29 protein-coding genes, 1 tRNA gene and 1 pseudogene are annotated in these 20,878 nt (G+C 65.7%); 14 read left to right on the top strand and 17 right to left on the bottom strand.

Annotated elements, in window-relative coordinates; translation table 11 throughout:
- Window positions 1-23 precede the first annotated feature (23 nt).
- Window positions 24-611, bottom strand: a complete 588-nt coding sequence (locus F6X38_RS09880; protein ID WP_150969562.1) for a biotin transporter BioY — start codon at window positions 609-611, stop codon at window positions 24-26.
- A gap of 80 nt (window positions 612-691) precedes the next feature.
- Window positions 692-1,549 carry a D-amino-acid transaminase gene (locus F6X38_RS09875; protein ID WP_150969561.1) on the bottom strand — a complete coding sequence of 286 codons (858 nt, stop codon included), beginning with the start codon at window positions 1,547-1,549 and terminating at the stop codon, window positions 692-694.
- Between the two features lie 158 nt (window positions 1,550-1,707).
- Between F6X38_RS09875 and xylB the strand changes: the two genes are divergently transcribed.
- The 4 genes from xylB to F6X38_RS09855 are packed head-to-tail and all read left to right on the top strand — an operon-like array spanning window position 1,708 to window position 6,167.
- Complete coding sequence (gene xylB / locus F6X38_RS09870; RefSeq protein ID WP_150969560.1) at window positions 1,708-3,180, top strand: xylulokinase; 1,473 nt, start codon at window positions 1,708-1,710, stop codon at window positions 3,178-3,180.
- A gap of 1 nt (window position 3,181) precedes the next feature.
- Window positions 3,182-4,672, top strand: a complete 1,491-nt coding sequence (locus tag F6X38_RS09865; RefSeq protein ID WP_150969559.1) for a sensor histidine kinase — start codon at window positions 3,182-3,184, stop codon at window positions 4,670-4,672.
- A 36-nt stretch (window positions 4,673-4,708) separates the two neighbouring features.
- A complete protein-coding gene (locus F6X38_RS09860) occupies window positions 4,709-5,122 on the top strand; it encodes a response regulator (RefSeq protein WP_150969602.1) in 414 nt (137 codons plus the stop codon).
- A gap of 10 nt (window positions 5,123-5,132) precedes the next feature.
- Entirely contained in the window at window positions 5,133-6,167 is a 1,035-nt protein-coding gene (locus F6X38_RS09855) for a sensor histidine kinase (RefSeq protein WP_150969558.1), read from the top strand.
- 145 nt (window positions 6,168-6,312) lie between these two features.
- On the opposite strand, the gene F6X38_RS09850 is transcribed toward F6X38_RS09855, so the two are convergent.
- The 6 genes from F6X38_RS09850 to F6X38_RS09825 form a co-directional block, all read right to left on the bottom strand.
- Window positions 6,313-7,434, bottom strand: a complete 1,122-nt coding sequence (locus F6X38_RS09850) for a branched-chain amino acid ABC transporter substrate-binding protein (protein WP_150969557.1) — start codon at window positions 7,432-7,434, stop codon at window positions 6,313-6,315.
- A gap of 101 nt (window positions 7,435-7,535) precedes the next feature.
- Window positions 7,536-7,922, bottom strand: coding sequence for a DUF6867 family protein (locus F6X38_RS09845; protein WP_150969556.1), 387 nt, complete (start codon window positions 7,920-7,922; stop codon window positions 7,536-7,538).
- Complete coding sequence (locus F6X38_RS09840; protein ID WP_161992696.1) at window positions 7,922-8,683, bottom strand: ABC transporter ATP-binding protein; 762 nt, start codon at window positions 8,681-8,683, stop codon at window positions 7,922-7,924. Before F6X38_RS09840 ends, F6X38_RS09845 begins: the two co-directional genes overlap by 1 nt.
- Entirely contained in the window at window positions 8,680-9,555 is an 876-nt protein-coding gene (locus F6X38_RS09835; protein WP_150969555.1) for an ABC transporter ATP-binding protein, read from the bottom strand. Before F6X38_RS09835 ends, F6X38_RS09840 begins: the two co-directional genes overlap by 4 nt.
- Window positions 9,555-10,946, bottom strand: a complete 1,392-nt coding sequence (gene livM, locus F6X38_RS09830; protein ID WP_425482847.1) for a high-affinity branched-chain amino acid ABC transporter permease LivM — start codon at window positions 10,944-10,946, stop codon at window positions 9,555-9,557. The genes F6X38_RS09835 and livM overlap by 1 nt, the downstream gene beginning before the upstream one ends.
- Before the next feature lie 28 nt (window positions 10,947-10,974).
- Complete coding sequence (locus F6X38_RS09825) at window positions 10,975-11,895, bottom strand: branched-chain amino acid ABC transporter permease (protein WP_150969553.1); 921 nt, start codon at window positions 11,893-11,895, stop codon at window positions 10,975-10,977.
- Window positions 11,896-12,247: 352 nt separating this feature from the next.
- Between F6X38_RS09825 and F6X38_RS09820 the strand changes: the two genes are divergently transcribed.
- Window positions 12,248-12,337 (top strand) — tRNA-Ser (locus F6X38_RS09820).
- Window positions 12,338-13,549: 1,212 nt separating this feature from the next.
- Window positions 13,550-14,686: an extracellular catalytic domain type 1 short-chain-length polyhydroxyalkanoate depolymerase gene (locus F6X38_RS09810; RefSeq protein ID WP_150969551.1), complete on the top strand. Its 1,137-nt coding sequence runs from the start codon at window positions 13,550-13,552 to the stop codon at window positions 14,684-14,686.
- 17 nt (window positions 14,687-14,703) lie between these two features.
- Here the strand turns inward: F6X38_RS09810 and F6X38_RS09805 are convergent, their stop codons facing one another.
- Window positions 14,704-15,198: a PAS domain-containing protein gene (locus F6X38_RS09805; protein WP_161992695.1), complete on the bottom strand. Its 495-nt coding sequence runs from the start codon at window positions 15,196-15,198 to the stop codon at window positions 14,704-14,706.
- A gap of 116 nt (window positions 15,199-15,314) precedes the next feature.
- Between F6X38_RS09805 and F6X38_RS23355 the strand changes: the two genes are divergently transcribed.
- On the top strand, window positions 15,315-15,500 hold the full coding sequence (locus tag F6X38_RS23355) for a hypothetical protein (RefSeq protein WP_161992694.1): 186 nt from the start codon (window positions 15,315-15,317) through the stop codon (window positions 15,498-15,500).
- Between the two features lie 19 nt (window positions 15,501-15,519).
- Here F6X38_RS23355 and F6X38_RS09800 read toward each other — a convergent pair whose 3' ends face one another.
- The 3 genes from F6X38_RS09800 to F6X38_RS23685 all read right to left on the bottom strand — a co-directional run bounded on the left by F6X38_RS09800 (window position 15,520) and on the right by F6X38_RS23685 (window position 16,459).
- Window positions 15,520-15,711: a hypothetical protein gene (locus F6X38_RS09800; protein WP_150969549.1), complete on the bottom strand. Its 192-nt coding sequence runs from the start codon at window positions 15,709-15,711 to the stop codon at window positions 15,520-15,522.
- A gap of 6 nt (window positions 15,712-15,717) precedes the next feature.
- Window positions 15,718-16,110, bottom strand: coding sequence for a response regulator (locus F6X38_RS09795; protein WP_161992693.1), 393 nt, complete (start codon window positions 16,108-16,110; stop codon window positions 15,718-15,720).
- A gap of 121 nt (window positions 16,111-16,231) precedes the next feature.
- Complete coding sequence (locus tag F6X38_RS23685) at window positions 16,232-16,459, bottom strand: hypothetical protein (RefSeq protein WP_150969547.1); 228 nt, start codon at window positions 16,457-16,459, stop codon at window positions 16,232-16,234.
- Between the two features lie 107 nt (window positions 16,460-16,566).
- Here F6X38_RS23685 and F6X38_RS09785 point away from each other — a divergent pair, with 107 nt between their 5' ends.
- Window positions 16,567-16,830, top strand: a complete 264-nt coding sequence (locus F6X38_RS09785; protein ID WP_246191285.1) for a DUF6719 family protein — start codon at window positions 16,567-16,569, stop codon at window positions 16,828-16,830.
- Window positions 16,831-16,877: 47 nt separating this feature from the next.
- On the opposite strand, the gene F6X38_RS09780 is transcribed toward F6X38_RS09785, so the two are convergent.
- The 5 genes from F6X38_RS09780 to F6X38_RS23345 are packed head-to-tail and all read right to left on the bottom strand — an operon-like array spanning window position 16,878 to window position 19,115.
- A complete protein-coding gene (locus tag F6X38_RS09780) occupies window positions 16,878-17,189 on the bottom strand; it encodes a hypothetical protein (protein WP_150969546.1) in 312 nt (103 codons plus the stop codon).
- A complete protein-coding gene (locus F6X38_RS09775; RefSeq protein WP_150969545.1) occupies window positions 17,189-18,013 on the bottom strand; it encodes a hypothetical protein in 825 nt (274 codons plus the stop codon). Before F6X38_RS09775 ends, F6X38_RS09780 begins: the two co-directional genes overlap by 1 nt.
- Window positions 18,007-18,450 (bottom strand): hypothetical protein, encoded by a 444-nt coding sequence (locus tag F6X38_RS09770; RefSeq protein WP_150969544.1) that lies wholly within the window; start codon window positions 18,448-18,450, stop codon window positions 18,007-18,009. The genes F6X38_RS09775 and F6X38_RS09770 overlap by 7 nt, the downstream gene beginning before the upstream one ends.
- A 37-nt stretch (window positions 18,451-18,487) precedes the next feature.
- Window positions 18,488-18,658: a hypothetical protein gene (locus F6X38_RS23350; RefSeq protein WP_161992692.1), complete on the bottom strand. Its 171-nt coding sequence runs from the start codon at window positions 18,656-18,658 to the stop codon at window positions 18,488-18,490.
- 13 nt (window positions 18,659-18,671) lie between these two features.
- Window positions 18,672-19,115 carry a hypothetical protein gene (locus F6X38_RS23345; RefSeq protein ID WP_210248885.1) on the bottom strand — a complete coding sequence of 148 codons (444 nt, stop codon included), beginning with the start codon at window positions 19,113-19,115 and terminating at the stop codon, window positions 18,672-18,674.
- On the opposite strand from F6X38_RS23345, the pseudogene F6X38_RS24220 reads away from it, so the two are divergent.
- From F6X38_RS24220 to F6X38_RS23335, 6 genes and pseudogenes are all read left to right on the top strand, one after another.
- A pseudogene (locus F6X38_RS24220) lies at window positions 19,083-19,169 on the top strand (helix-turn-helix domain-containing protein); the annotation flags it as partial. The gene F6X38_RS23345 and the pseudogene F6X38_RS24220 overlap by 33 nt on opposite strands.
- Window positions 19,170-19,368: 199 nt before the next feature.
- On the top strand, window positions 19,369-19,575 hold the full coding sequence (locus tag F6X38_RS09755) for a hypothetical protein (protein ID WP_150969542.1): 207 nt from the start codon (window positions 19,369-19,371) through the stop codon (window positions 19,573-19,575).
- Between the two features lie 29 nt (window positions 19,576-19,604).
- Window positions 19,605-19,790 carry a hypothetical protein gene (locus F6X38_RS09750; RefSeq protein WP_150969541.1) on the top strand — a complete coding sequence of 62 codons (186 nt, stop codon included), beginning with the start codon at window positions 19,605-19,607 and terminating at the stop codon, window positions 19,788-19,790.
- 3 nt (window positions 19,791-19,793) lie between these two features.
- The gene (locus F6X38_RS09745) at window positions 19,794-20,132 is read left to right on the top strand and encodes a hypothetical protein (protein WP_150969540.1); all 339 of its coding nucleotides are present in this window, start codon (window positions 19,794-19,796) and stop codon (window positions 20,130-20,132) included.
- Window positions 20,133-20,222: 90 nt separating this feature from the next.
- Complete coding sequence (locus F6X38_RS23340; RefSeq protein ID WP_161992690.1) at window positions 20,223-20,378, top strand: hypothetical protein; 156 nt, start codon at window positions 20,223-20,225, stop codon at window positions 20,376-20,378.
- 192 nt (window positions 20,379-20,570) lie between these two features.
- A complete protein-coding gene (locus F6X38_RS23335; RefSeq protein WP_161992689.1) occupies window positions 20,571-20,843 on the top strand; it encodes a hypothetical protein in 273 nt (90 codons plus the stop codon).
- Window positions 20,844-20,878: the final 35 nt, after the last annotated feature.

Here is a 20,878-nt window from a genome sequence, read left to right as displayed (position 1 = left end):
CCGGAACCCGCCGAAGTGCCGGCTCAGCGCCGGGCGAGCGGACGCGCGGCGAGGATGATCGCGGTCGACAGCGCCGCCTTCAGGAGGTCCGCCGGCAGGAAGGGCAGGAGACCGCCGGCGACCGCCTTGTCGAAGCCGACGAGGCTCCCGAGCCAAGCGAGGCCGAAGACGTGGATCGTCGCGTGGCCGAGGAGCACCGACAGCGCGACGGTCGGCAGCGAGCGGGCGAAGCCGCGCTCCACCAGCCAGCCGACCAGCGTCGCGGCGAGGAGGAAGCCGAGGAGGTAGCCGCCGGTCGGGCCCAGCATGTAGGCGAGGCCGATGCCCCGCTCCGGCGTGCCGGCGAAGACCGGCAGGCCGGCCGCGCCTTCCGCGAGATAGGCGAGCACGGTCGCGAAGCCGAGACGCGACCCGAGGCTCGCACCGAGCAGCACCACCGCCATGGTCTGCAGCGTCATCGGCACCGGCCAGAACGGCACCTGCGTCTTGGCCGCGACGGTGAGGAGCAGCGTGCCGACGGCGACGAGCGCGACATTGCGCACGATTCGCGTCCGCGCGTCGGCGACCGGCCAGACGCGTTCGATGATCGGCAGGCTCGCAGCGTTCGTCATGGATCGTCCCCTCTCGCGCTGGTCTTCGATGTCGCGGCGGACCATGTCCGCCTTGCCGGCGAAACGCAAGGCGTTACCCGTCAGATCGCCCGGGCGAGGCTCTCGGCGACGTAGACTTCCCGCATCCGCTTCGCGATCGGGCCGGGCGAGCCGTCGCCGAGCGCGACGCCGTCGATCGAGACCACCGGCGTGACGAAGGCGGAGGCGGAGGTGATGAAGGCTTCGTCGGCGGCCTTGGCCTCGGCCACCGTGAACGGGCGTTCCTCGACGTTCATCCCCGTTTCGGCCGCGAGCCGCACCACGGAGGCGCGCGTGATGCCGTGCAGGATCGCGTTCGACAGGTGCCGCGTCACCACCTTGCCGCCGGCGACGATATAGGCGTTGTTGGACGAGCCCTCGGTGACGAAGCCGTCCTCGCCGACCATCCAGGCGTCATCCGCGCCCTTGGCCTTCGCCTCCATCTTGGCGAGCGAGGGGGCGAGAAGCTGCACCGTCTTGATGTCGCGCCGCGCCCAGCGGAGATCGGGCACCGTCGCGACCTTGATGCCGCGCCTGACGCTCTCGCGCTCCAGAACGGGCCCCGCTTGCGTGAACAGCACCAGCGAGGGCTTGGTGCCGGCGGGCGGGAAGGCGAAGTCGCGGTCGGCCGCCCCGCGCGTCACCTGCAGGTAGATCAGGCCTTCCTCCAGCGCGTTGCGCCGGACGAGCTCGCGGTGGATCGCGAGGAGATCGTCCTCGCTCGTCGGCGCGTCCATCCGAAGCTCGCCGAGCGAGCGGCGCAGCCGCGCCATGTGGCCTGCGAAGTCGATGAGCTTGCCGCCCACCACCGTCGTCACCTCGTAGACGCCGTCGGCCATCAGGAAGCCGCGGTCGAAGATCGAGACCTTCGCTTCCGCTTCCGGAAGGTAGTCGCCGTTGACGTAGGTGATGCGGCTCATGACGGCACCCGATCTGGAGTTGTCGGCCACTGCGCTAGCGAAAAGCGGCGCGTCGCGCCAGCCGCTTGCCGGCCGGCGGCGAAACAGGCGTTGTGTTTTTCGCGTCCTGAAACCAGAAAGGCGCGGATGGCCTCGATCGCCGGGGCCGGGAGGACAGCATGGCCAACTATCTCGGGCTCGACCTCGGCACCTCGTCGCTGAAGGTGCTCATCATCGACGAGAACCAGCAGCCGATCGCGACGGCGACCGCGCCGTTGACCGTGCAGCGGCCGGAGTTCGGCTGGTCGGAGCAGGACCCGGCGAGCTGGATCGAGGCCTGCCGCACTGCCATCGCCGAGTTGAAGGAAACGCACGGCGCGGCGCTGACCGCGGTGGAGGGCATCGGGCTCTCCGGCCACATGCACGGCGCGACGATCCTAGGCGAAGGGGACGAGGTGCTGCGCCCCTGCATCCTCTGGAACGACACGCGCTCCCACCGCGAGGCGGCCGAGCTCGACGACGAGGAGGCGCGGCGCATCACCGGCAACATCGTGTTCCCGGGCTTCACCGCGCCGAAGCTCGCCTGGGTGCGGCGGAACGAGCCGGAAGTCTTCGGACGCGTGCGCCGGGTGCTCTTGCCGAAGGACTATCTCCGCCTCTGGCTCACCGGCGAGGCGGTGTCCGAGATGTCGGACGCGGCGGGAACCTCCTGGCTCGATACGGGTAGGCGGGACTGGTCGGAGCGCATGCTGGAGCGCACCGGCCTCACGCGCGAGCACATGCCGGCGCTGGTCGAGGGCGGCGAATCCAGCGGAACGCTTCGCGCCGAGCTCGCGAGCGAATGGGGCATCGCCGGCCGCGTCGTGGTGGCAGGGGGCGGCGGCGACAACGCGGCGTCCGCCTGCGGCGTCGGCGTGGTGAAGCCCGGCACCGGCTTCCTGTCGCTCGGCACGTCGGGCGTCCTGTTCACCGCCGCCGAGTCCTACGCGCCGCGGCCCGAGACCGCGATCCACACCTTCTGCCACGCCCTGCCGAACACCTGGCACCAGATGGGCGTGACGCTCTCCGCCGCCGGTTCGATCGAGTGGTTGAGCCAGTTCCTGCGCGAGAAGCCGGCGGAGCTGACGGGCACCCTCGGCGAGAGTTGCGAAGCGTCGGGCCGCCTCCTGTTCCTGCCCTATCTCGCGGGCGAGCGGACGCCGCACAACGACGCCGCGGTGCGCGGTGTCCTCGTCGGCCTCGAAGCCTCGACCGATCGTCGCGACGTGACGCGGGCGGTGCTCGAAGGCGTCGCCTTCTCGATGCGCGACTGCCTGGAAGCCGGCGGCGGCGTCGGCTCGGTGACGCGCCTCGTCGCGGTCGGCGCCGGCTCGCGCTCGGCCTACTGGCTGGACCTGATGGCGAACGCGCTTCAGTGTCAGATCGCGCTGCCGGCAGCGGGCGACTTCGGCGCGGCGCTCGGCGCGGCGCGGCTCGGCCTCGTCGCCGCGACCGGCGCTGACCCCGCCGCGGTGATGACCGAGCCGCCGACGGCCCGCGTCTTCGAGCCCCGCGCGGAACTGGCGGGAGCCTTCGCCGAGGCCTATGGCCGCTACCGCTCGCTGTACCCGGCGATCCGTGACTGGCAGGCACGCGCCGGACAGCCCGCCTGACATGCCCTTCACGAAAACGGACCGGCATTTCGGTCGATTCGTCCTTGCCGCCGTCGCCGCGGGCTTCGCCGCGCTTGTGATCGCCGTACTGGCGGTGGCCTACGGCATTTCGCGCCAGCAGGAGCACAACGCCTGGGTGCTCCACACCTACCAGGTGGAGACCGCGCTGACCGAGTTCCGCTTCTGGGCCGAGCGGATCGAGGTCGTGCGGCGCGGCCAGCTCCTGCAACCCGACCAGCGCTTCGTCGACGGCTACGCGAGGGCCAGAGAGGAAGTGCCGAAGGTCGTCGAGCGGATCGCCGCGCTGACCGCCGACAATCCGAGCCAGCAGGCGCGCGTCGCGAAGCTGCGCGATCTGGCGAAACTTCAGATCGATACGGTCGGACAGGTCTTCGACCGGCCGGGTGGAGTGACCGACGCGGAAGCCGACAAGGCGCTGTTCTCGGACGGCAGTTTCGAGGCGATCCGGCAGTCGCGGGCGACCTCCGTAGAGATGATCGAAGCGGAGCAGCGGCTTCTCGCCGACCGGCAGGCGGCCGAGCGGCGCAGCGTCTTCACCACCTACGCCATCCTCGCGGTCGCGGGGCTGGTCGCACTGCTCGTCGCCGCCAGCACGATATGGCTGGTTCGCCGCAACCTCAACGAGGTGAAGGCCTCGCGCGACGCCCTGCGCGGCCTGAACGAGAACCTCGAAGGGGCGGTGGCCGCGCGCACCGCCGACCTGCAGCGCGCCAACGACGAGATCCAGCGCTTCGCCTACATCGTCAGCCACGACCTGCGCTCGCCGCTCGTCAACGTCATGGGCTTCACCGCCGAGCTCGACGCCGCCACCAAGCCGCTGGCCGAGATGGTCGCCAAGGCTGAGGCGGACGCGCCGCATGTCGTCTCCGAGGACGCGCGACTCGCGGTCAAGGAGGACCTGCCGGAGGCGATCGGCTTCATCCGCTCCTCGACGCAGAAGATGGACCGGCTGATCAACGCCATCTTGCGCCTGTCGCGCGAGGGCCGGCGCGTGATCACGCCGGAGCGCCTGAAGGTCGCCGAGATCCTCGACGGCATTTCCGCGAGCCTGGCGCATCGAACCAGCGAGATCGGCGCCGAGATCGCCGTCGCGAAACCCTTGCCGGACGTCGTCAGCGACCGGCTCGCAGTCGAGCAGATCTTCTCCAACCTCGTCGAGAACGCGATGAAGTACGCCGAGCGGGGACGGCCGGTCCGGATCACCGTGCGCGGCCGCAACTCGGGCGGCAAGGCGAGCTTCGACGTGGAGGACAACGGCCGCGGCATCGACCCGCGCGACCACGAACGGATCTTCGACCTGTTCCGGCGGTCCGGCACGCAGGACCAGCCCGGCGAGGGCATCGGACTTGCGCATGTGCGCGCTCTCGCTTACCGCCTTGGAGGAAACGTTTCCTGCCGGTCGGAAGTAGGCGTCGGCTCGACCTTCACGCTGACCCTGCCGTCCGTCTACAAGCCCCCGAAGGAGGCTTAACGCTTGAGCGCCACGCACAAGTCCGTCACGATCGTGATGATCGAGGACGACGAGGGGCATGCCCGCCTCATCGAGAAGAACATCCGCCGCGCGGGCGTCACCAACGAGATCCGCCACTTCACCGACGGCACCTCGGCGCTGGCCTATCTCTACCAGGCCGAGGACGGGCCGGCCCTGAACGGCCCGGCGATGGTGCTGCTCGATCTCAACCTGCCGGACATGAGCGGCACCGACATCCTGGCGCGGATGAAGGCGGACGGACCGCTGAAGCGCACGCCGGTGGTGGTGCTGACGACGACCGACGACAAGGTCGAGATCCAGCGCTGCTACGATCTCGGCGCCAACGTCTACATCACCAAGCCGGTGAACTACGAATCCTTCGCGCAGGCGATCCGCCAGCTCGGCCTTTTCCTGTCGGTGATCCAGCTTCCCGATCCGGAAGGTCAGTAGGACCGAAGACATGGATCGCCCGGCGCGAGTCCTCTACATCGACGATGACGAGGGGTTGCGCCACCTGACCGAGCGCAACCTGAAACGGCGCGGCTTCGAAGTCGCGACCGTCGCTTCGGGGCCGGAAGGCATCGAACTGCTCGGCCGCGAGCGGTTCGATCTCGTCGCGATCGACCACTACATGCCGGAAGTCGACGGTCTGGCGACGCTGGAGCGGCTGATGCGCGAGGTGCCGGCGCCGCCGCCCGTGGTCTACGTCACCGGTTCGGACGAGAGCCGCGTCGCGGTCGCGGCGCTGAAGGCGGGCGCGTCCGACTACGTCGTGAAGTCGATCGGCCCGGAATTCTTCGACCTCCTCGCCACCACCTTCGCGCAGACGCTGGACCGGGAAGGGCTGAAGCGCGCGGCGCGGCAGGCGGAAGAAGCGCTGCGCGACACCAACCAGCGGCTGCAGTTCCTCCTGAAGGAGGTCAATCACCGTGTCGCGAACAGCCTGCAGATGGTGTCCGCCTTCGTGATCATGCAGGGCTCGGCGCTCACCGACGAAAGCGCGAAGGCGGCGCTGCGCCAGACGCAGCAGCGCATCCTCGCGATCGCGCAGGTCCACCGCAAGCTCTACACGTCCGAGGACTTCGAACTCGTCGACATGGCCGACTATCTGGCGGCGCTCCTGTCCGATCTCGAGGAGACTTGGTCGACGCCGGCCTCGCCGCGCCGGCTCGTGCTTCATGCGGATGCTTTGAAACTGAAGACCGACAAGGCGGTGGCGGTCGGCGTCATCGTCAACGAGCTCGTCAGCAACGCCTGCAAATACGCCTACGGATCGAGCGGCGGCGAAATCCGCATCTTTCTCCGGAAGGAGGGGGAGGGCGACTTCCGGCTCTGCGTCGAGGACGACGGGCCGGGTTTCGCGCTCGACGCCGTGCCGCGGGGCACGGGCCTCGGGCGCAAGCTCGTCGGCGCGATGGCCGCGACGTTGCGCAGCGACGTCAACTACGCCCGCGCGCCCTCCGGCTTCCGGATCGATCTGCGCGCGGCGGTCTAGGGCGCCGTTTGCTCGGAAACGAGCGCCGGCGCCGGCGGCTCCCACCACACCCTATGCAAAAGAGAAACCCCGGCGCTTGGCGCCGGGGTCCCGTATCGATGCCGGCTGGCCGCCGCAAGGCGACCGGCCGGATGCGTATCGAAGCTTACTTGCCGATCTCGGCGTAGGTGATCTTGCCTTCCGCGTTCGGCTTCCAGACGTACATCGTGTAGTCGGCGTCCTTGCGGTCGCCCTTCGAGTCGTAGGCGATGTTGCCGATGACGGTCGAGACCGGCTCGCCGTCGCGCAGCTTGCTGGCCGCCGCCTGCGGGTCGGCGGAGCCGGCACGCTTGATGCCTTCCGCGATGATCTGCATGGAAGCGTAGGAGTAGAGCGTGTAGGCTTCCGGGTTGAAGCCGGCGTCGCGGAACTCCTTGACCGCGTTCGCGGCGGCGGGGTTCTTCGTCGCGTCCGGGCCGAAGGTCATCAGCGTGCCCTCGACGGCCGGACCGCCGATCGTGACGAACTCGTCCGAGGTGATGCCGTCGCCCGACATGAAGGTCGGCTTGAAGCCGGCATCGGCGCCCTGGCGGACGATCAGGCCGCCTTCGGTGTGGAGACCGCCCCAGTAGAGGATCTGGACGCCGGCGCTCTTCATCTTGGAGATCAGCGAGGAGAAGTCCTTATCGCCGACATTGACGCCCTCGTACATGACTTCCTTCACGCCGGCGGCGTTCATCGCCTTCTTGGTCTCGTCGGCGAGGCCCTGGCCGTAGGTCGTCTTGTCGTGGATGACCGCGACCTTCTTGTCCTTGAAGTTGTCGGCGATGTACTTGCCGGCGACCGCGCCCTGTTGATCGTCGCGGCCGCAGGTGCGGAAGACGTTCCAGAGATCGCGCTCGGTGAACTTCGGGTTGGTCGAGGCCGGCGTCACCTGCAGGATGCCGTTCTCGGCGAAGACGTCCGAGGACGGGATCGAAACGGAGGAATTGAAGGCGCCGACCACGAACTGGACGCCGTCGCCGACGAACTTGTTGGCGACCGAGACGCCCTGCTTCGGGTCCGACACGTCGTCGCCGAGTTCGACCACGATCTTCTCGCCGTTGATGCCGCCGGCGGCGTTGATGTCCTTGGCGGCCTGCTCGGCGCCCTTCTGGAGCTGCGCGCCGAAGGCGGCGTTCGGGCCGGTGAGCGGGCCCATCACGCCGACCTTGATGTCGGCGAAAGCCGTGCCCGAAAGCAGCAGGCCGGCGACGAGCGCCGCGCTGGAGATGAGATGCTTCTTCATGCGTAACCCCTGTTGCTTGCTGAACCCCGGTTCCGTTTCCCGGAACCATTGATCGGATGAACGCCCCGCCGTCCGAGACTTGCTCGAAACCGCCGCCGGTGTCATCCAGATTTTGCGATCGGCTCGCCGCCGGTTGCCGGCGTCGTTACCGGCCGCCACGACAGCGGTCCGGCCCGCTCGTGCAGCCAGTAATATTGCGTCACCATCTGCGAGACGCGGGTGTATCGGTAGGCGAAGAAGCCGATGAGCATCAGGACGATCGTGTCGACGACGTAGTAGTGCAGCGAGAAGAGGGTGTCGCCGAGCACGCTGAAGTGGATGAAGCGGATCGCGACGCCGAGCAGCAGCAGATAGAAGAACAGGATCGACTGCGACCGCCAGGTGCCGGCGCAGCTCTTGCCCGTCGCCCAGGCCGCCGCGCCGCCGAGGATCACGGTGACGAACAGGAAGGGCAGGGCGGACGGCGTTTCGTAGAGGATGCCCTGCATCAGTGGTGCCCGCCTTCGAGGTAGGCGGACCTGACCTCGGGATTTTCCAGGAGCTCGCGACCCGAACCGCTCATCGTGATGACGCCGTTCACCATGACGTAGCCGCGATGGGCGAGCCGAAGCGCGTGGTAGGCGTTCTGCTCGACGAGGAACACCGTCAGCCCCTCGTCGCGGTTCAGGGCGCGGATCGCGTCGAAGATCTGCTTCACGATCAGCGGGGCGAGGCCGAGCGAGGGCTCGTCCAGCATCAGGAGCTTCGGGCGCGCCATCAGCGCCCGGGCGATCGCCAGCATCTGCTGCTCGCCGCCGGACAGCGTGCCGCCGCGCTGGCCGATGCGCTCCTTCAGGCGCGGGAACAGCGCGAACATGCGCTCGACGTCCTGATCGAAGTGCTTCAGCTTGTCGAGCGACGCGCCCATCTGGAGGTTCTCGAGCACGGTCATGCGCGGGAAGATGCGCCGGCCCTCCGGCGACTGCGCGATCCTGAGGCGCGAGATCTCGTGCGGCGGCATGCGGGTGATGTCGCGGCCGTCATAGGTGATGGTGCCCTCGCGGGCCTGCGGGTTGCCGAAGATCGTCATCATCAGCGTCGACTTGCCGGCACCGTTCGCGCCGATGATCGTGACGATCTCGCCGGGACGGACGTCCATGTCGACGCCCTTCAGGGCGATGATCTTGCCGTAATAGGTCTTCACGCCCCGGACGCTGAGCAGCGGGGCGGCGGGCGAGGCGGCGGTGGCGGCGACGGGCAGGGCGCTCACTGCGCGGCCTCGCCGGCCATCGCGTCGAGCTGGTGCTCCACGGCTTCCACCTCCTCGTCGTCGACGCCGAGATAGGCGGCGATCACGCTCGGGTCGTTGCGCACCGCTTCCGGCTTCCCATCGGCGATCTTCTTGCCGTATTCGAGCACCACGACGTGGTCGGAAATCTGCATCACCACCGACATGTCGTGCTCGATGAGGAGGATCGACGTGCCCTCCTTGGCGCGGATGTCGAGGAGCAGGGTATTGAGGTCGGCCGATTCGCGCGGGTTGAGGCCGGCAGCCGGCTCGTCGAGGCAAAGAAGTTCCGGCCCGGTGCACATGGCGCGCGCTATCTCCAGCCGCCGCTGCGCGCCGTAGGGCAGGTCCGCCGCCGGATCGTCGGCGCGGTCGATGAGCTGCGTCTGTTCCAGCCAGTGGCGGGCGCGGTCCACCGCTTCGGCCGCCGCGTCGTGGTAGCGCTTGAAGCCGAGGATGCCGAGCACCGTCATGCCGGAAGCGCGCATCAGCATGTTGTGCTGCGCGACGAGCAGGTTCTCCAAGACGGTCATGCCGCCGAACAGGCGGATGTTCTGGAACGTGCGCGCCACCCGGCCGACCTGGCTGATCTTGAAGTCCGGCATCCGCTCGAGGAGATGCACGTCGCCGCCGCGATGCGTCATCCGCAGCATGCCGGTGGTCGGCTTGTAGAAGCCGGTGATGCAGTTGAAGACCGTGGTCTTGCCGGCACCGTTCGGGCCGATCAGCGCCGTCACCTCGCCGCGCGCGGCGGTGAAGGACAGGTCCTTCACGGCGGTCAGGCCGCCGAAGCGCATCGTCACGTGCTCGACGCTCAGCACCGGGTCCATGGTGGTCGCGTTCCCAGCGGCCATCAGCCGTGGCCTTCCGTCACGAGGTCGCCGGAGATCGCCTTGCGCTCCTTCAGGAAGGCGGTCGGCGAGCGGGCGGAAACGAAGCCGCGCGGCTTCCAGATCATGATCCCGACCATCACGAGACCGAAGATGAACATGCGGTACTGGTTGGGGTCGAAGTCGTTGCCGAGCACGATCTTCAGGAACGACAGCTCGCGCAGGAGCTCGGTGCCGCCGATCATCACCAGCGCGGCGAGCGCGACGCCGACCATCGAGCCCATGCCGCCGAGGACGACGATGGCGACGATCACCGCCGATTCGATGAAGACGAACGATTCCGGCGAGACGAAACCCTGACGCGCCGCGAAGAACGAGCCGGCGAACCCCGCGAACATCGCGCCCGTCGCGAAGGCGGTGAGCTTGGTGTTCGTGGTGTTCATGCCGAGCGAGCGGCAGGCGACCTCGTCCTCGCGCAGCGCCTCCCAGGCACGCCCGATCGGCAGGCGGCGCAGCCGGAGCGTCACGAAGGCGGTGAGGAGCGCAAGCGCCAAGATCAGATAGTAGAGGAAGATCTTGTAGTAGGCCGACGACATCGGCAGGCCGAAGGCTTTCGCGAAGTTGTTCGTCGCCCCCGCATCGAAGGAATAGAGGCCGAACAGCGTCAGCTTCGGGATGCCGGAGATGCCGGCCGAGCCGCCCGAGAAGTCGCGCCAGTTGATCAGCACGAGGCGGATGATCTCGCCAAAGGCGAGCGTCACGATGGCGAGATAGTCGCCGCGCAGGCGAAGCACCGGGAAGCCGAGCATGATGCCGAAGGCCGCGGCGAAGAAGCCGGCCATCGGCAGCAGGATCCAGAACGACAGGTGGAAATTGGTGGCGAGCAGCGCGTAGGAATAGGCGCCGACCGCGTAGAAGGCGACGTAGCCGAGGTCGAGGAGGCCGGCGAGGCCGATCACGATGTTCAGGCCCCAGCCGAGCATAACGTAGATCAGGATCTGGACGCCGAGATTGTCTACCCACTTGATCGAGCCCTGGACGCCGTTCAGCGCGACCATCAGCGCCGGATAGGCGAGCAGCAGGACGAAGCCGATGCGGCCGATCAGCTTGTTGCGGGCGCGCATCGAATCGACGCTCGCCTGCACGGCGGCCTGCGGCTTCTTCCGTCCGGCCCGCGCGGCGATCGCCGGATAGATGAAGGCGGAAAGCAGGAAGCGGCCGACGAAGACGATCGCGACCATGACGAGCGCGGTGCCCATCTTGTTCTCGACGATCAGCTCGTTGGAGATGTTCTGCGTGGTGCGCAGGCCCACCAGCGGCCCGAAGATGGCGAAGGCGACGATGCCGGCGATCAGCGCGTCCTTGAACGCCTTGCCGTAGTCCTGCGCCTCGGCGGGAGAAGTGACTGCCGCGATGGTTCGGGCGATCGGTGCGCTCATCGGTTCAGACCTTCTCGACTTCCGGACGGCCGAGGATGCCCTGCGGCATGAAGATCAGGACGATGATCAGGATCGAGAAGGCGGCGACGTTCTGGTAGTCGGCCGAAACGTACTGCGCCCAGAACACCTCGATGAGACCGATCAGGATGCCGCCGAGAACGGCCCCCGGCAGCGAGCCGATGCCGCCGAGCACCGCCGCCGTGAACGCCTTCACGCCGGGCGTGAAGCCGTCGGAGAAGTGGACGACGCCGTAGTACATCAGGAACAGTGTGCCGGCGACGGCCGCCAGCGCCGCGCCCATCACGAAGGTCAGCGAGATCGTCAGGTCGACGTTGATGCCGAGGAGCCCCGCCATCTTGCGGTCCTGCTCGCAGGCGCGCTGCGCCCGGCCGAGTGCGGTCTTCTGCACCACGTACCAGAAGGCGGCGAGGAGCACGGCCGTCACCACCCAGATGACGATCTGCTTCAGCGAGATGAACAGCGTCATCCCATCGGCGCCGGTCCAGATGGGGAAGTTCTGGTTCAGCATCGGCGGCGTCGCCTTGTTGCGCGGCCCTTGCGCGAGCTGGACGAAGTTCGACAGGACGATCGACATGCCGATCGCCGAGATCAGCGGCGCGAGGCGGAACGAACCCCGCAACGGCCGGTAGGCCACGCGCTCGATCGCCCAGTTCAGGACCGAGGTCAGCACCATCGAGATGACCATCACGACGATCAGCGCCAGCCCAATCGAGGCGACGCCGAGCCAGGTCGTGATGACGAGAAAGGCGATGAGGGCGAAGAAGGCTGACACCATGAAGACGTCGCCGTGCGAGAAGTTCACCATGCCGATGATGCCGAACACCATCGTGTAGCCGATCGCGATCAGCCCGTAGATCGAGCCGAGCGTCAGCCCGTTGATCAACTGTTGGACGAAGTCCGCCATGGCGCACCGCACTCCCGCCGAACCGGCGATCCCCCTGCCGAAGCGGGCTTGCGCATGACGCCGCGTGCCCGTTCGACCGCCTCTAAACTGCGCATGATCACTTTCATAGCGTCGTCGCGGACGCAAGCTCACATTTGCGAGGGTGATGACGCGGATCAACAAAAATGATCGAGCCGCAACAGGACGATGGTCGCGGTGGCGTCCGATCTCGTCGCGAAGATACGCGCTCTCGCTGGCGCGTCCACCGCTCCGACCCGCCGGGACATGCCTCGATGGTCGTGGCGCGCTGGGCGGGCGATCGTGATGCGAAGACGGCTTGCGGAGCGGCGGCGCTTCCGTTAACTCCGGCGGCGGAGAGGTGGCCGAGTGGTCGAAGGCGCGCCCCTGCTAAGGGCGTATACGGGCAACCGTATCGAGGGTTCGAATCCCTTCTTCTCCGCCATCAAACGTCAAATTGTTCTGTTATCGCAATACGATAACGCACGGTCGTTTAGCGTTGCGCACAATCCCAAGCACAACGCGCGTACCGCTTGCTGAAGGTGGCGAGAAAGCCACGCCCGCACAGTGCCGTTAGTGCCAATAGTGCCAAAATGCGCGAAAGCGATTGGCTGGCGACCTGACGAAACTGACAGAACCCAGCGTGCGACGTGACTATCCGTGATTTGATCCAGAGTCGCACTAAGGCGGCTTTCGTGAAAAGGGACGCTTGCACGGCCTCAACCGCATCAACGCCCTCATCGACATCGCGCTTGCGCTCCAGATGGAACGGCATCTGCTCGCCGAGTAGCTTGAGGGCAACGGCAACGCGTATGACGCGTCGCTTCGGATGGCCGTCATTCTGCCGATCGCGTAAACCATTCCTTAAGGAAAGATGAGCGGGTGGAAATGTTCAGTGGTACTTAGGCGGCTATGGGTGAGCCGTTTCAGATGCGCATCTTTGACTGTACGGGCGGCCCGCGGCGGTTTGTCGGGACGGTCTTTCTCGATGAATGGCTCCAATACGTCGTCGGACGAATGCCAGAGCGCGAGATCGAAGCCGACCTCATCGCCACTGGCAAGGCATCAGCGCGCGACGGATTTGGACGGGAATACGAATACGAAGTTGTCAGTCGGTGAGTGTCAGTTGGGCTTTGGAGCGGCATTCGTTGCCTAGAAGGCTGACCAAGTGACGATCACTTGGACCGAGCTGAGCTATTCCCAGCGAAAGACGATGATCGTCTTCGACGATGAGAGGGGTGCACCTCGCGATCATCTCTCGAAGGAGGACGAGGCGAATGCGGCCGTTCTGTCCCGGCTGGGATTAATCGACCTTGCGAGCGGGACACTTACCGAACTCGGAAGAAAGTTGGTCCAGCAGCGAGCGGACTGATTGGCGCCCCGCTTCGCCTCTGGGCGCGCACTGCATTACCAACTGCAACGCTGAGCTCGCGAGCCTGCGCTACGATTTCGGTGCAGGCGAACCATCAGTTCCGCCTCGTTCGCCAGGAGGAGGTCGAGCAGCCAGGCAGTTGATCGACCATAGCCTCACGAAGCAGACTTCGGTTGTTGCACTTGTGGGACCGAGCGCCGTCCCCATGTCATTGTGCAGTGCACCCTTACCTCGTGATGCACCGGCGCCGATGCCACGCTCTCAGCACGAGGTTTGGATCCGCCAGTGGCCAATCGTTTCTCCGACCTCTTGCAACAGACGAGCAAACTTCGCGGCCCACTCCCCAGCGCTGCGATCGATCGCTTGCAGGATTTCACCAATTTCGGTGCCAACCCCGGCGCGCTGGCCGCTCGCACCTATCTACCGGCAAACCTGCCGCCGTCCGCTCCGCTCGTCGTAGTGCTGCACGGCTGTACGCAGACGGCGATCGACTACGATCACGGATCGGGATGGTCGCGGGTCGCCGACCTCGGCGGCTTCGCCTTGCTGTTTCCCGAGCAGCGCCGCAAGAACAATCCGAACCTGTGCTTTAACTGGTTCGTTCCCGGCGACATCCGGCGCGACGCCGGCGAGGCCGCCTCGATCCGGCAAATGATCGCGGCGATGATTGAGCGCCATCTGATCGACCGGGAACGGATCTTCGTAACGGGCTTGTCGGCCGGCGGCGCGATGGCTGCGGCGATGCTCGCGACTTATCCGGAGGTGTTCGCCGGCGGCTCGATCATCGCAGGTTTGCCCTATGCCTGCGCCGCCAACGTGCCGCAGGCTCTGAAGCGCATGCGAGGCCAAGGAGTGCCGGATGCGAAGCAACTCGCCGATCAACTGCGGCAAGCCTCCGGGCATCAAGGTCGTTGGCCGAGGGTTACAGTGTGGCACGGCATGACGGACGCGACTGTCGACCCGTCGAATGCGGAAGCGACGTTGGCGCAGTGGCGGTCCGTTCACGGGCTCGGCGAGCGTCCTGATCGTATCGAGACCAACGCTGGCATTTCGCGCTGGGCATGGCAGGCAGCAGACGGGCGAGACGTGCTCGTTTCATACACGGTCGCTGGCATGGGGCACGGCACGCCGTTGAAGATATCCGGCGTCGACAGTTGTGGCGTAGCTGGCCCGTTTATGCTGGATGTCGGTATCTCGTCGACCTGCCAGGATGCGCGGTCGTGGGAACTGCTAGATCCGGCGATTGCTGTCGACACAGGATCGCTACGTGAGAACGCTGGATGGTCCCTTGCGGAAGGGGCTGGGAAGCCAACGCCTTGGCGGATCGATCATTTGCCCCCACCCCGCCCGGCGAACGCCGCCGGTTCGCAGATCGGTGGGGTCATCGAGAACGCGCTGCGTAAGGCGGGTTTGATGCGGTAGGGCTGAGTTGTGCTGGCTCAGCGGCTTCGCGCAACATCGAAGCCCGCCTCCAGCAACGCCATGCCGATCAGGTACTGCATCATCGGTTTGCCGGATCCTTGCGCCAGTTCGTAGGCCGCAAGGCAGTGGTCGATGATGTCGATCGTGACATCGGCTGAAACGCCATCGAGGGCCGCGATTGTGCCGACGTGCCGAATTGGGGAGCCTCGACCATCGGCGAAGCGGCACCCCACGGTACGAACCGTCACCCCGTCGTCGGGCGCTCGGACGATGCGGTACTGGTAGCGGAACACGCCTTCCGTTCCCGCAAGTGTCGCTTCGCGCATGCGTTCCCGATCGTCCGGGTGGATCAAATCGAAGAAGCTCGACACCGGGAGTCCACGGTGAGCGGCACTTGGTTCGAGGCCGAACAGCTTGGCGGTGCCTTCGCAACTGAACACCAGGTCCGACCCGACATCCCAAACGTAGAAGCCGGAAAGCTGCTGACGGCCGATTGCCAGGGATGCGGACAAGTTTTCGCCCTCGTTCGATCGCACAACCATTAGTTAGCTGCGCATCGACGGTTCGGTCTTTAGCCTGTGATAAAGCGCAGCCCGCGTTCGCGATAAATTGCCAGTGAGCCGATCGAATGTTCCGCGATCCGGTGAAAAAGATGACCGATGACGAGTTGGTGGAATGTCTTCAAAAGGTCGGCACACCGCTGATCATGGAGTTGATGGAGCGCGGCTATCGTATTCGCCTCGACGATCGGAACAGCGCGTCCGGCGTGCCGATCTTCGTGCGCTACCGCCGGCCACAAGCGGTTTCAGACTAGTTCGGGTCGGCTATCCCCTTCAGCGTGAGGGTTTGTCGCTACGCAGTTCTTCAATGTCGAGCAGCACCATCTGCAACATGTAGGCCAGCATCGCTCGCCGGGTCGTGAGTGCCAGATCACGCGCCTGTTCGATCAAACCGGCAACCTGCTCGATCACTTCTGCTTCCGAGCGCATGTAGAAATCTTCAGGCCGACCATCGCCGTCAGGCATTCGATTTCACTCCTCTCGGCGTTCTGGCTTGAATAGGAGGCGCACGACGTTGTCGGGATCGGCAGGTTTTCGGTAGATCGGCACGTCGGTAAGGTCGTCCGGCAACATCCAGTCGTCGTAGCCGGTGACGAACACGACCCGGATGCCTCTCGACTTCAGCGCTTTCGCCACCGGGAATGAGGTTTCGCTGCCGAGGTTGATATCCAGCACGGCAGCGTCGACCTGTGCGGATGCAATGATCGCCATTGCCCCTTCCACGTTCGGCACCGGGCAGAGCGCGATGCCGCCAGCGCTGCGTACGGCGTCTGCCATTTCCTCTGCCAACAGGTAGTCGTCCTCGACCACAAGAACGCCTTTACCGCTCAAGGCGGCGAAGCTCTCCGATGTCCCGATGCGCATGTCAGTGTCAGTCATCCTCCGGTAGAATGACGAAGTTAGCGCCGAGGAAGTGAACGGAACGATAAAGTGCTTTAGTCCCGGAGAGTTAGCGGAGCGTCGATACAGAGATCATCCGCGAACTTTAGATCTCAGCGGATACGACGGCATCAGCTCCCTCCCAATCGTCCGTCGTTCCCCAAGCCATCGTATGTGTCCAGCCGAGCGAAGGTTCGGCATCGCCGCCATCCTCGGCATCAGGATCGCCATCGAGCGCGTCCAGCATGTCGATCAGCCGTTCAATCTCGGCGGTGATGAAGCGGCGGGCGGATGCGCCGCTATCCTTGCCGCCGAAGCGAATGAAGACGCTCATGGCGTCGGCCCGCAGCTAAAGCTTTTCCAGAGTTCCGTCACCTTCCCAAACGGTAGATTTATGTTACCGTCGCGAATGCCGAACAGGCTACCAATCGGGAGGGTTGGATGAAGTCGATCCGCAGGCCAACACTTGTCACTGCTTGCGCTACCGTAGTGCTGTGTCTGAACGCACTGCAGATTGCTATGGCCGCGCCAGCGAACCCGCGGGCGGAAATGGTCAAAAGCAAGCCGACCGTGGACTCGCTTACGGGGCTCAAGCACCCCGTTCTCTACGATGATGGCAAATGCCCGAAAGGCCAGATCGCGCAGTTCTCGAAGAAGGGCGGACAGGGGCAGATGCGACGAGCCTGCGTCGACAAGCCGAACTGATCTTGCAACGGACATCGTCAGCCTAACGGCCAGGGAGACGAGCCGACTCACGCTGCACCTCCTGCGATACCCTGCATGGCGTGGTGCGCCAGCCGCCGGTCGAGCGCGAGGCTGGCGATCCGCCGGAAGCGGTCCTTGTCGCCCGGCGCGATCTGTCCGAACTCGTCCAGCAGCTCGCCGATCGCCACCAGGGTCTCGGTTTCGAACCGCTGCCGAACGTCGGCCGGCATCGGCAGGGCGAACATCAGGACGGCGCAGTCCGCCGTTTCGCGGCCGATCCGGGCTGCGAGCGCGGCGATGCGCTCGGCCAAGGGGTTCGTCAGCGGTGCGAAGGCCTCGATCGGGGACGGGCCGCCCATCAGGCCAGCCCTCCTGGTCCACCTTGCAGAAGCGTGTTGGCATCGTCCCCCCACTCGTGGGCGAGCATGTCATCCACCACCGTGCGCAACAGTCCGGTCAGCGACGGAACCAGCCGGCGAAGCAGGTCGCGCGGGAACCGGTCGCCCTCGTCGTGGTACTCGAACAGCGCCAGCACCGCGATGTCCTGCGGCGACGTGCCCGACGCCTCCGCCATGATCGTCTCGCGGATCGCCCAGCGCCGGTCGTAGTTGTCGTCTAGCGCCTTACCTATCATTGGCAGGCCGACCTTTGCCCGTTCCGCCTTCTGCTCCCGCAATCGAGCGATGAGCACGCGCATCCGCTTGAAGGTTTCCAGCCGTGCCCTCCGGCGTCGCAGCTTATCGAACTCCGTCGCCGGAAGCTGGCGGAGGTCTTTGTGCTCCGGGCTGTACCGCACGGAGGTCGGACCCGGCATGAACATCGGATGCTGCGCATCCTCCCAGATCTTCCGTAGGCTCGGCCGGATGCGACGATAGACGCCTCGCTGCCCAGATGGATCCGGCAGTTCGGCGACCTCGGGCCACGGAACCTTATCGCCGCATTTGGTGCCGTCCCAGCTCAGGAACTCCGGTCCCGACCGCGCCCATTCCGGCAACGCAGCCGTGGCAGCGTCCCAAGCCGCGCCCAGCCTCCGAGCCTCTTTCGCTTCGGCCATATATGCGACAAGCAGGGCATCCAGCTTCGCCGTGTCAGCCTGTTCAGCCGACAGCGCGACGCGGACGCCGAGCGCTGCAGTTGCCGTCGCGGGGACGGCGGTTGCGATGAACCTCCTCCTGTTCAGCATGGGAGCGTCCTCCCGTTGAAGTAAGCGAGCCCGGCCTTCGTCACCGAACCCGAAGCGTTCCAGTGGTCCAGATTGGCGTTTTCGTCAGCGACGAGTTGCAAGGCCGCGACGGCACCCGCCAAGGTGCGGGCCGGCGGGCAGGCATCTCGCAACCGCCGGAACAGCGGCCCCGTCGTCTGTTCGTAGAAGGCAGTGAATTCGTCGTCATCCGGCATGCTGTCGCTGGCGGCGACGAAGATGGCCTGCTGTTTCCGGTACTCGGCGATGAGGTCGAGGATCGGGTCGGCGGGCTCAACCGCGATGGACTGCATCTGCATGGCGAGCGCGCCGCCGGCCGCCGTGGTCGCGATAGCGGCACTGGCGCTGGTGCGCAGGAAGGCGCGGCGGCTGACGGTGGGCAGAGCTTCGCCGGCCGCCCGGATCGGGACGCTGGGCATTCTCGGATCTCCTGATGGTGGATGGGGGCGGGCTGGCCTACTCGGCCGGCAGGTTCAGCGGCTGGCTCGGCAAGGGCGGGACGCGCAGCATGTCCATGATGGCATTGTGGACGAGCACGGCGGCGTTCGGCGGCACGGCGCGGACCAGCACGAGGCCGGGATCGGCGAGCGGCGGCTCGGACGGCTTAGCGGACGAGGGCTTGGCCATAGCGGTTCTCCTCTCAAGCGTAGGCGGCAAAGCGGGTGCGGACAGCGGCGGCGGCGCGCTCGAAGCTCATGTGCGCCGGCAGGTATTTCAGCGCGTCCATCGCCGTGTCGAAGGCGGTCGGTTCGGCAGGCGTGACCGGCAGAACGATGACCGAAGCGGCGCGACGCTGGCGGGCGGCCTCGGCTTTGGCGTTGATCCAGGCCTGCCGCAGGATGCGACCGAACAGGCGGCGACAGGAGCGCTCGTAGCGAGCGGCAATCGCAACCTTGCGGTACGAAGCCCAGGCGGCGATCATGATAGAGGTGCGGTTCAGCATCGGGTCGGCCATTGGTGATAATCTCACCACCAACCATATGTTTATCACCGGTTTGATGTCAACCACATTCGGTGATAAAATCACCATATGAAGCCAGTTCAGTGCCGTATGGGGCGAGCAGCCCTTGGTTGGAGTACGCAAGACCTAGCCGTGAAGGCTGGTGTCGGAGGCAATACGGTGAACCGATACGAAGCTGGTCAAGACGCTCGTGTAAGCAGCGTGGAGAAAATACGCGAAGCCCTCGAAGCGGCCGGCGTGATCTTCATCGCCGAGAACGGCGAGGGTCCGGGCGTTCGGCTGCGGAAGGAGCGCTGAAGCCGGCGCGGATCATACGGCTCTACGCACGGCGATGATTGCCTTGATCCAGTAACCATGGCGACGGGAGGTATTCGCAATGGCAAGGTTCAAGATTGGGGATGAGGTCCAGATGCAGGATGGTACGGCGGCATGGGGTCAGTATCCGATGCTGCACCGGGCACGCGGCCGCATCATCGGCGCCATGCCTGGAGCCGACGAGGTCGAGCGCATCACCGTCGAGTATCCAGACGGCACAACCCTTCCCGGCGTCGATGCGGCGATGTTCAAATCCGCTGGCTCCTAACCGATCGGACTTCCAGCTCTCAGACGTTCATGGCCCGTAAGCCGTTTGCGCGGCGCAAGCTGACGCCGTCGCAGACCGACCTGATCGAACGCCTCGCGGCAGCCGGCGGTACGCTCCCATACGGCAAGCTCGAATACTGCCACCTGATCGCCTTCGACGAGATGCGGAGGCTAAAGCTCGTCGAGATGGAGACGAAGGGCCGGACGAAGCTGTAGGCGGTGCTGACCGCCGCGGGCCGCGCTCTACGCGATGCCGCCTACCAGACGGAACAGGTGATCGTCCGCGTCACCGATCCGCAGATCGATCTGCTGCGTTTCTTCGACGACGGGCCGCCGGAGGACAGCGTCGGCCAGCCGATCAGTTCGCTAGGGGGCATGATGCTCGACGTCTGCCGCCGCATGGCGTTGCGCGGCTGGGTGACATGGTACGACGGCTGGAACGGCACGAAATGGGCAAAGCTGACGCCAGCCGGTCGCGAGGTCGTGGAGGCCATCAACGAGTTCGACGACGCGATCGAGCAAGCAGCCGAGGCACGGAGGAACGGCCGCCTACAATGACCCTCGTATTCCATTGAACTCAATCAGCGCCAAGTCGTCCCCAAGGCAAAGGACGAGCGAGCATTGCAAGGCGAGGATCCTATTTTCACGGTGCTGCGCCTCGTTGACGAGATCGAGGGAAGCAATCCCGACGAACTGGTGCGTCGCTTCAAGCGAACCCATCCGACGCTCGACCACCAATCGTTCCTCGACGCCTGCATGGTCGCGCTCGACATCATCGACTCTCGTCCCAAGCACCTCCACTAAACGCCGTGCACACCTTTGCGCTGATCGCGACGTCAGTGCCCGAAGGCTCGGCACCGCCTTGGAAGGTACTGGCGTCGAGTTCATCGCCGAGAACGGCGGCGGGGCCGGTGTAAGGCTGCGCAAACAGACTGAAGCGATAACAGCGGGCGCCACTTAACCTAAGCTGGCGAGTTCCTGCTCGATCCGGGCTTGATGCGCGATGTGTTCGCGTTGCACGTCTTCGAAACTGAGGAGAAGCTTCCGAGCTTCGGCCGTGTCGTGACCATCGCGGTCCAGTTCCGTGATTCGTTCTTTCTGCCCAGCGATAAGACGCTGACCTTCGGCGACGTGCCGATGCGCCATTTCGAGGTGCTCTTCGATCATTGCTCGATCCATGCGATGCAATTGGCGCGAGTCGGATCGAGGGGAAGAGAGCTGCGTATCGACGAACGCTTTGGCTACGCGCTCAAGGTGTCACCGCGGTAGAATATACACTGAGCTAAACCAGTTTAGCCGTTGGT

It is taken from the genome of Plantimonas leprariae (assembly GCF_008802405.1).
Classification (GTDB): Bacteria; Pseudomonadota; Alphaproteobacteria; order Rhizobiales; family Rhizobiaceae; genus Plantimonas; species Plantimonas leprariae.
This window is presented reverse-complemented; position numbering and strand designations above follow the sequence as displayed.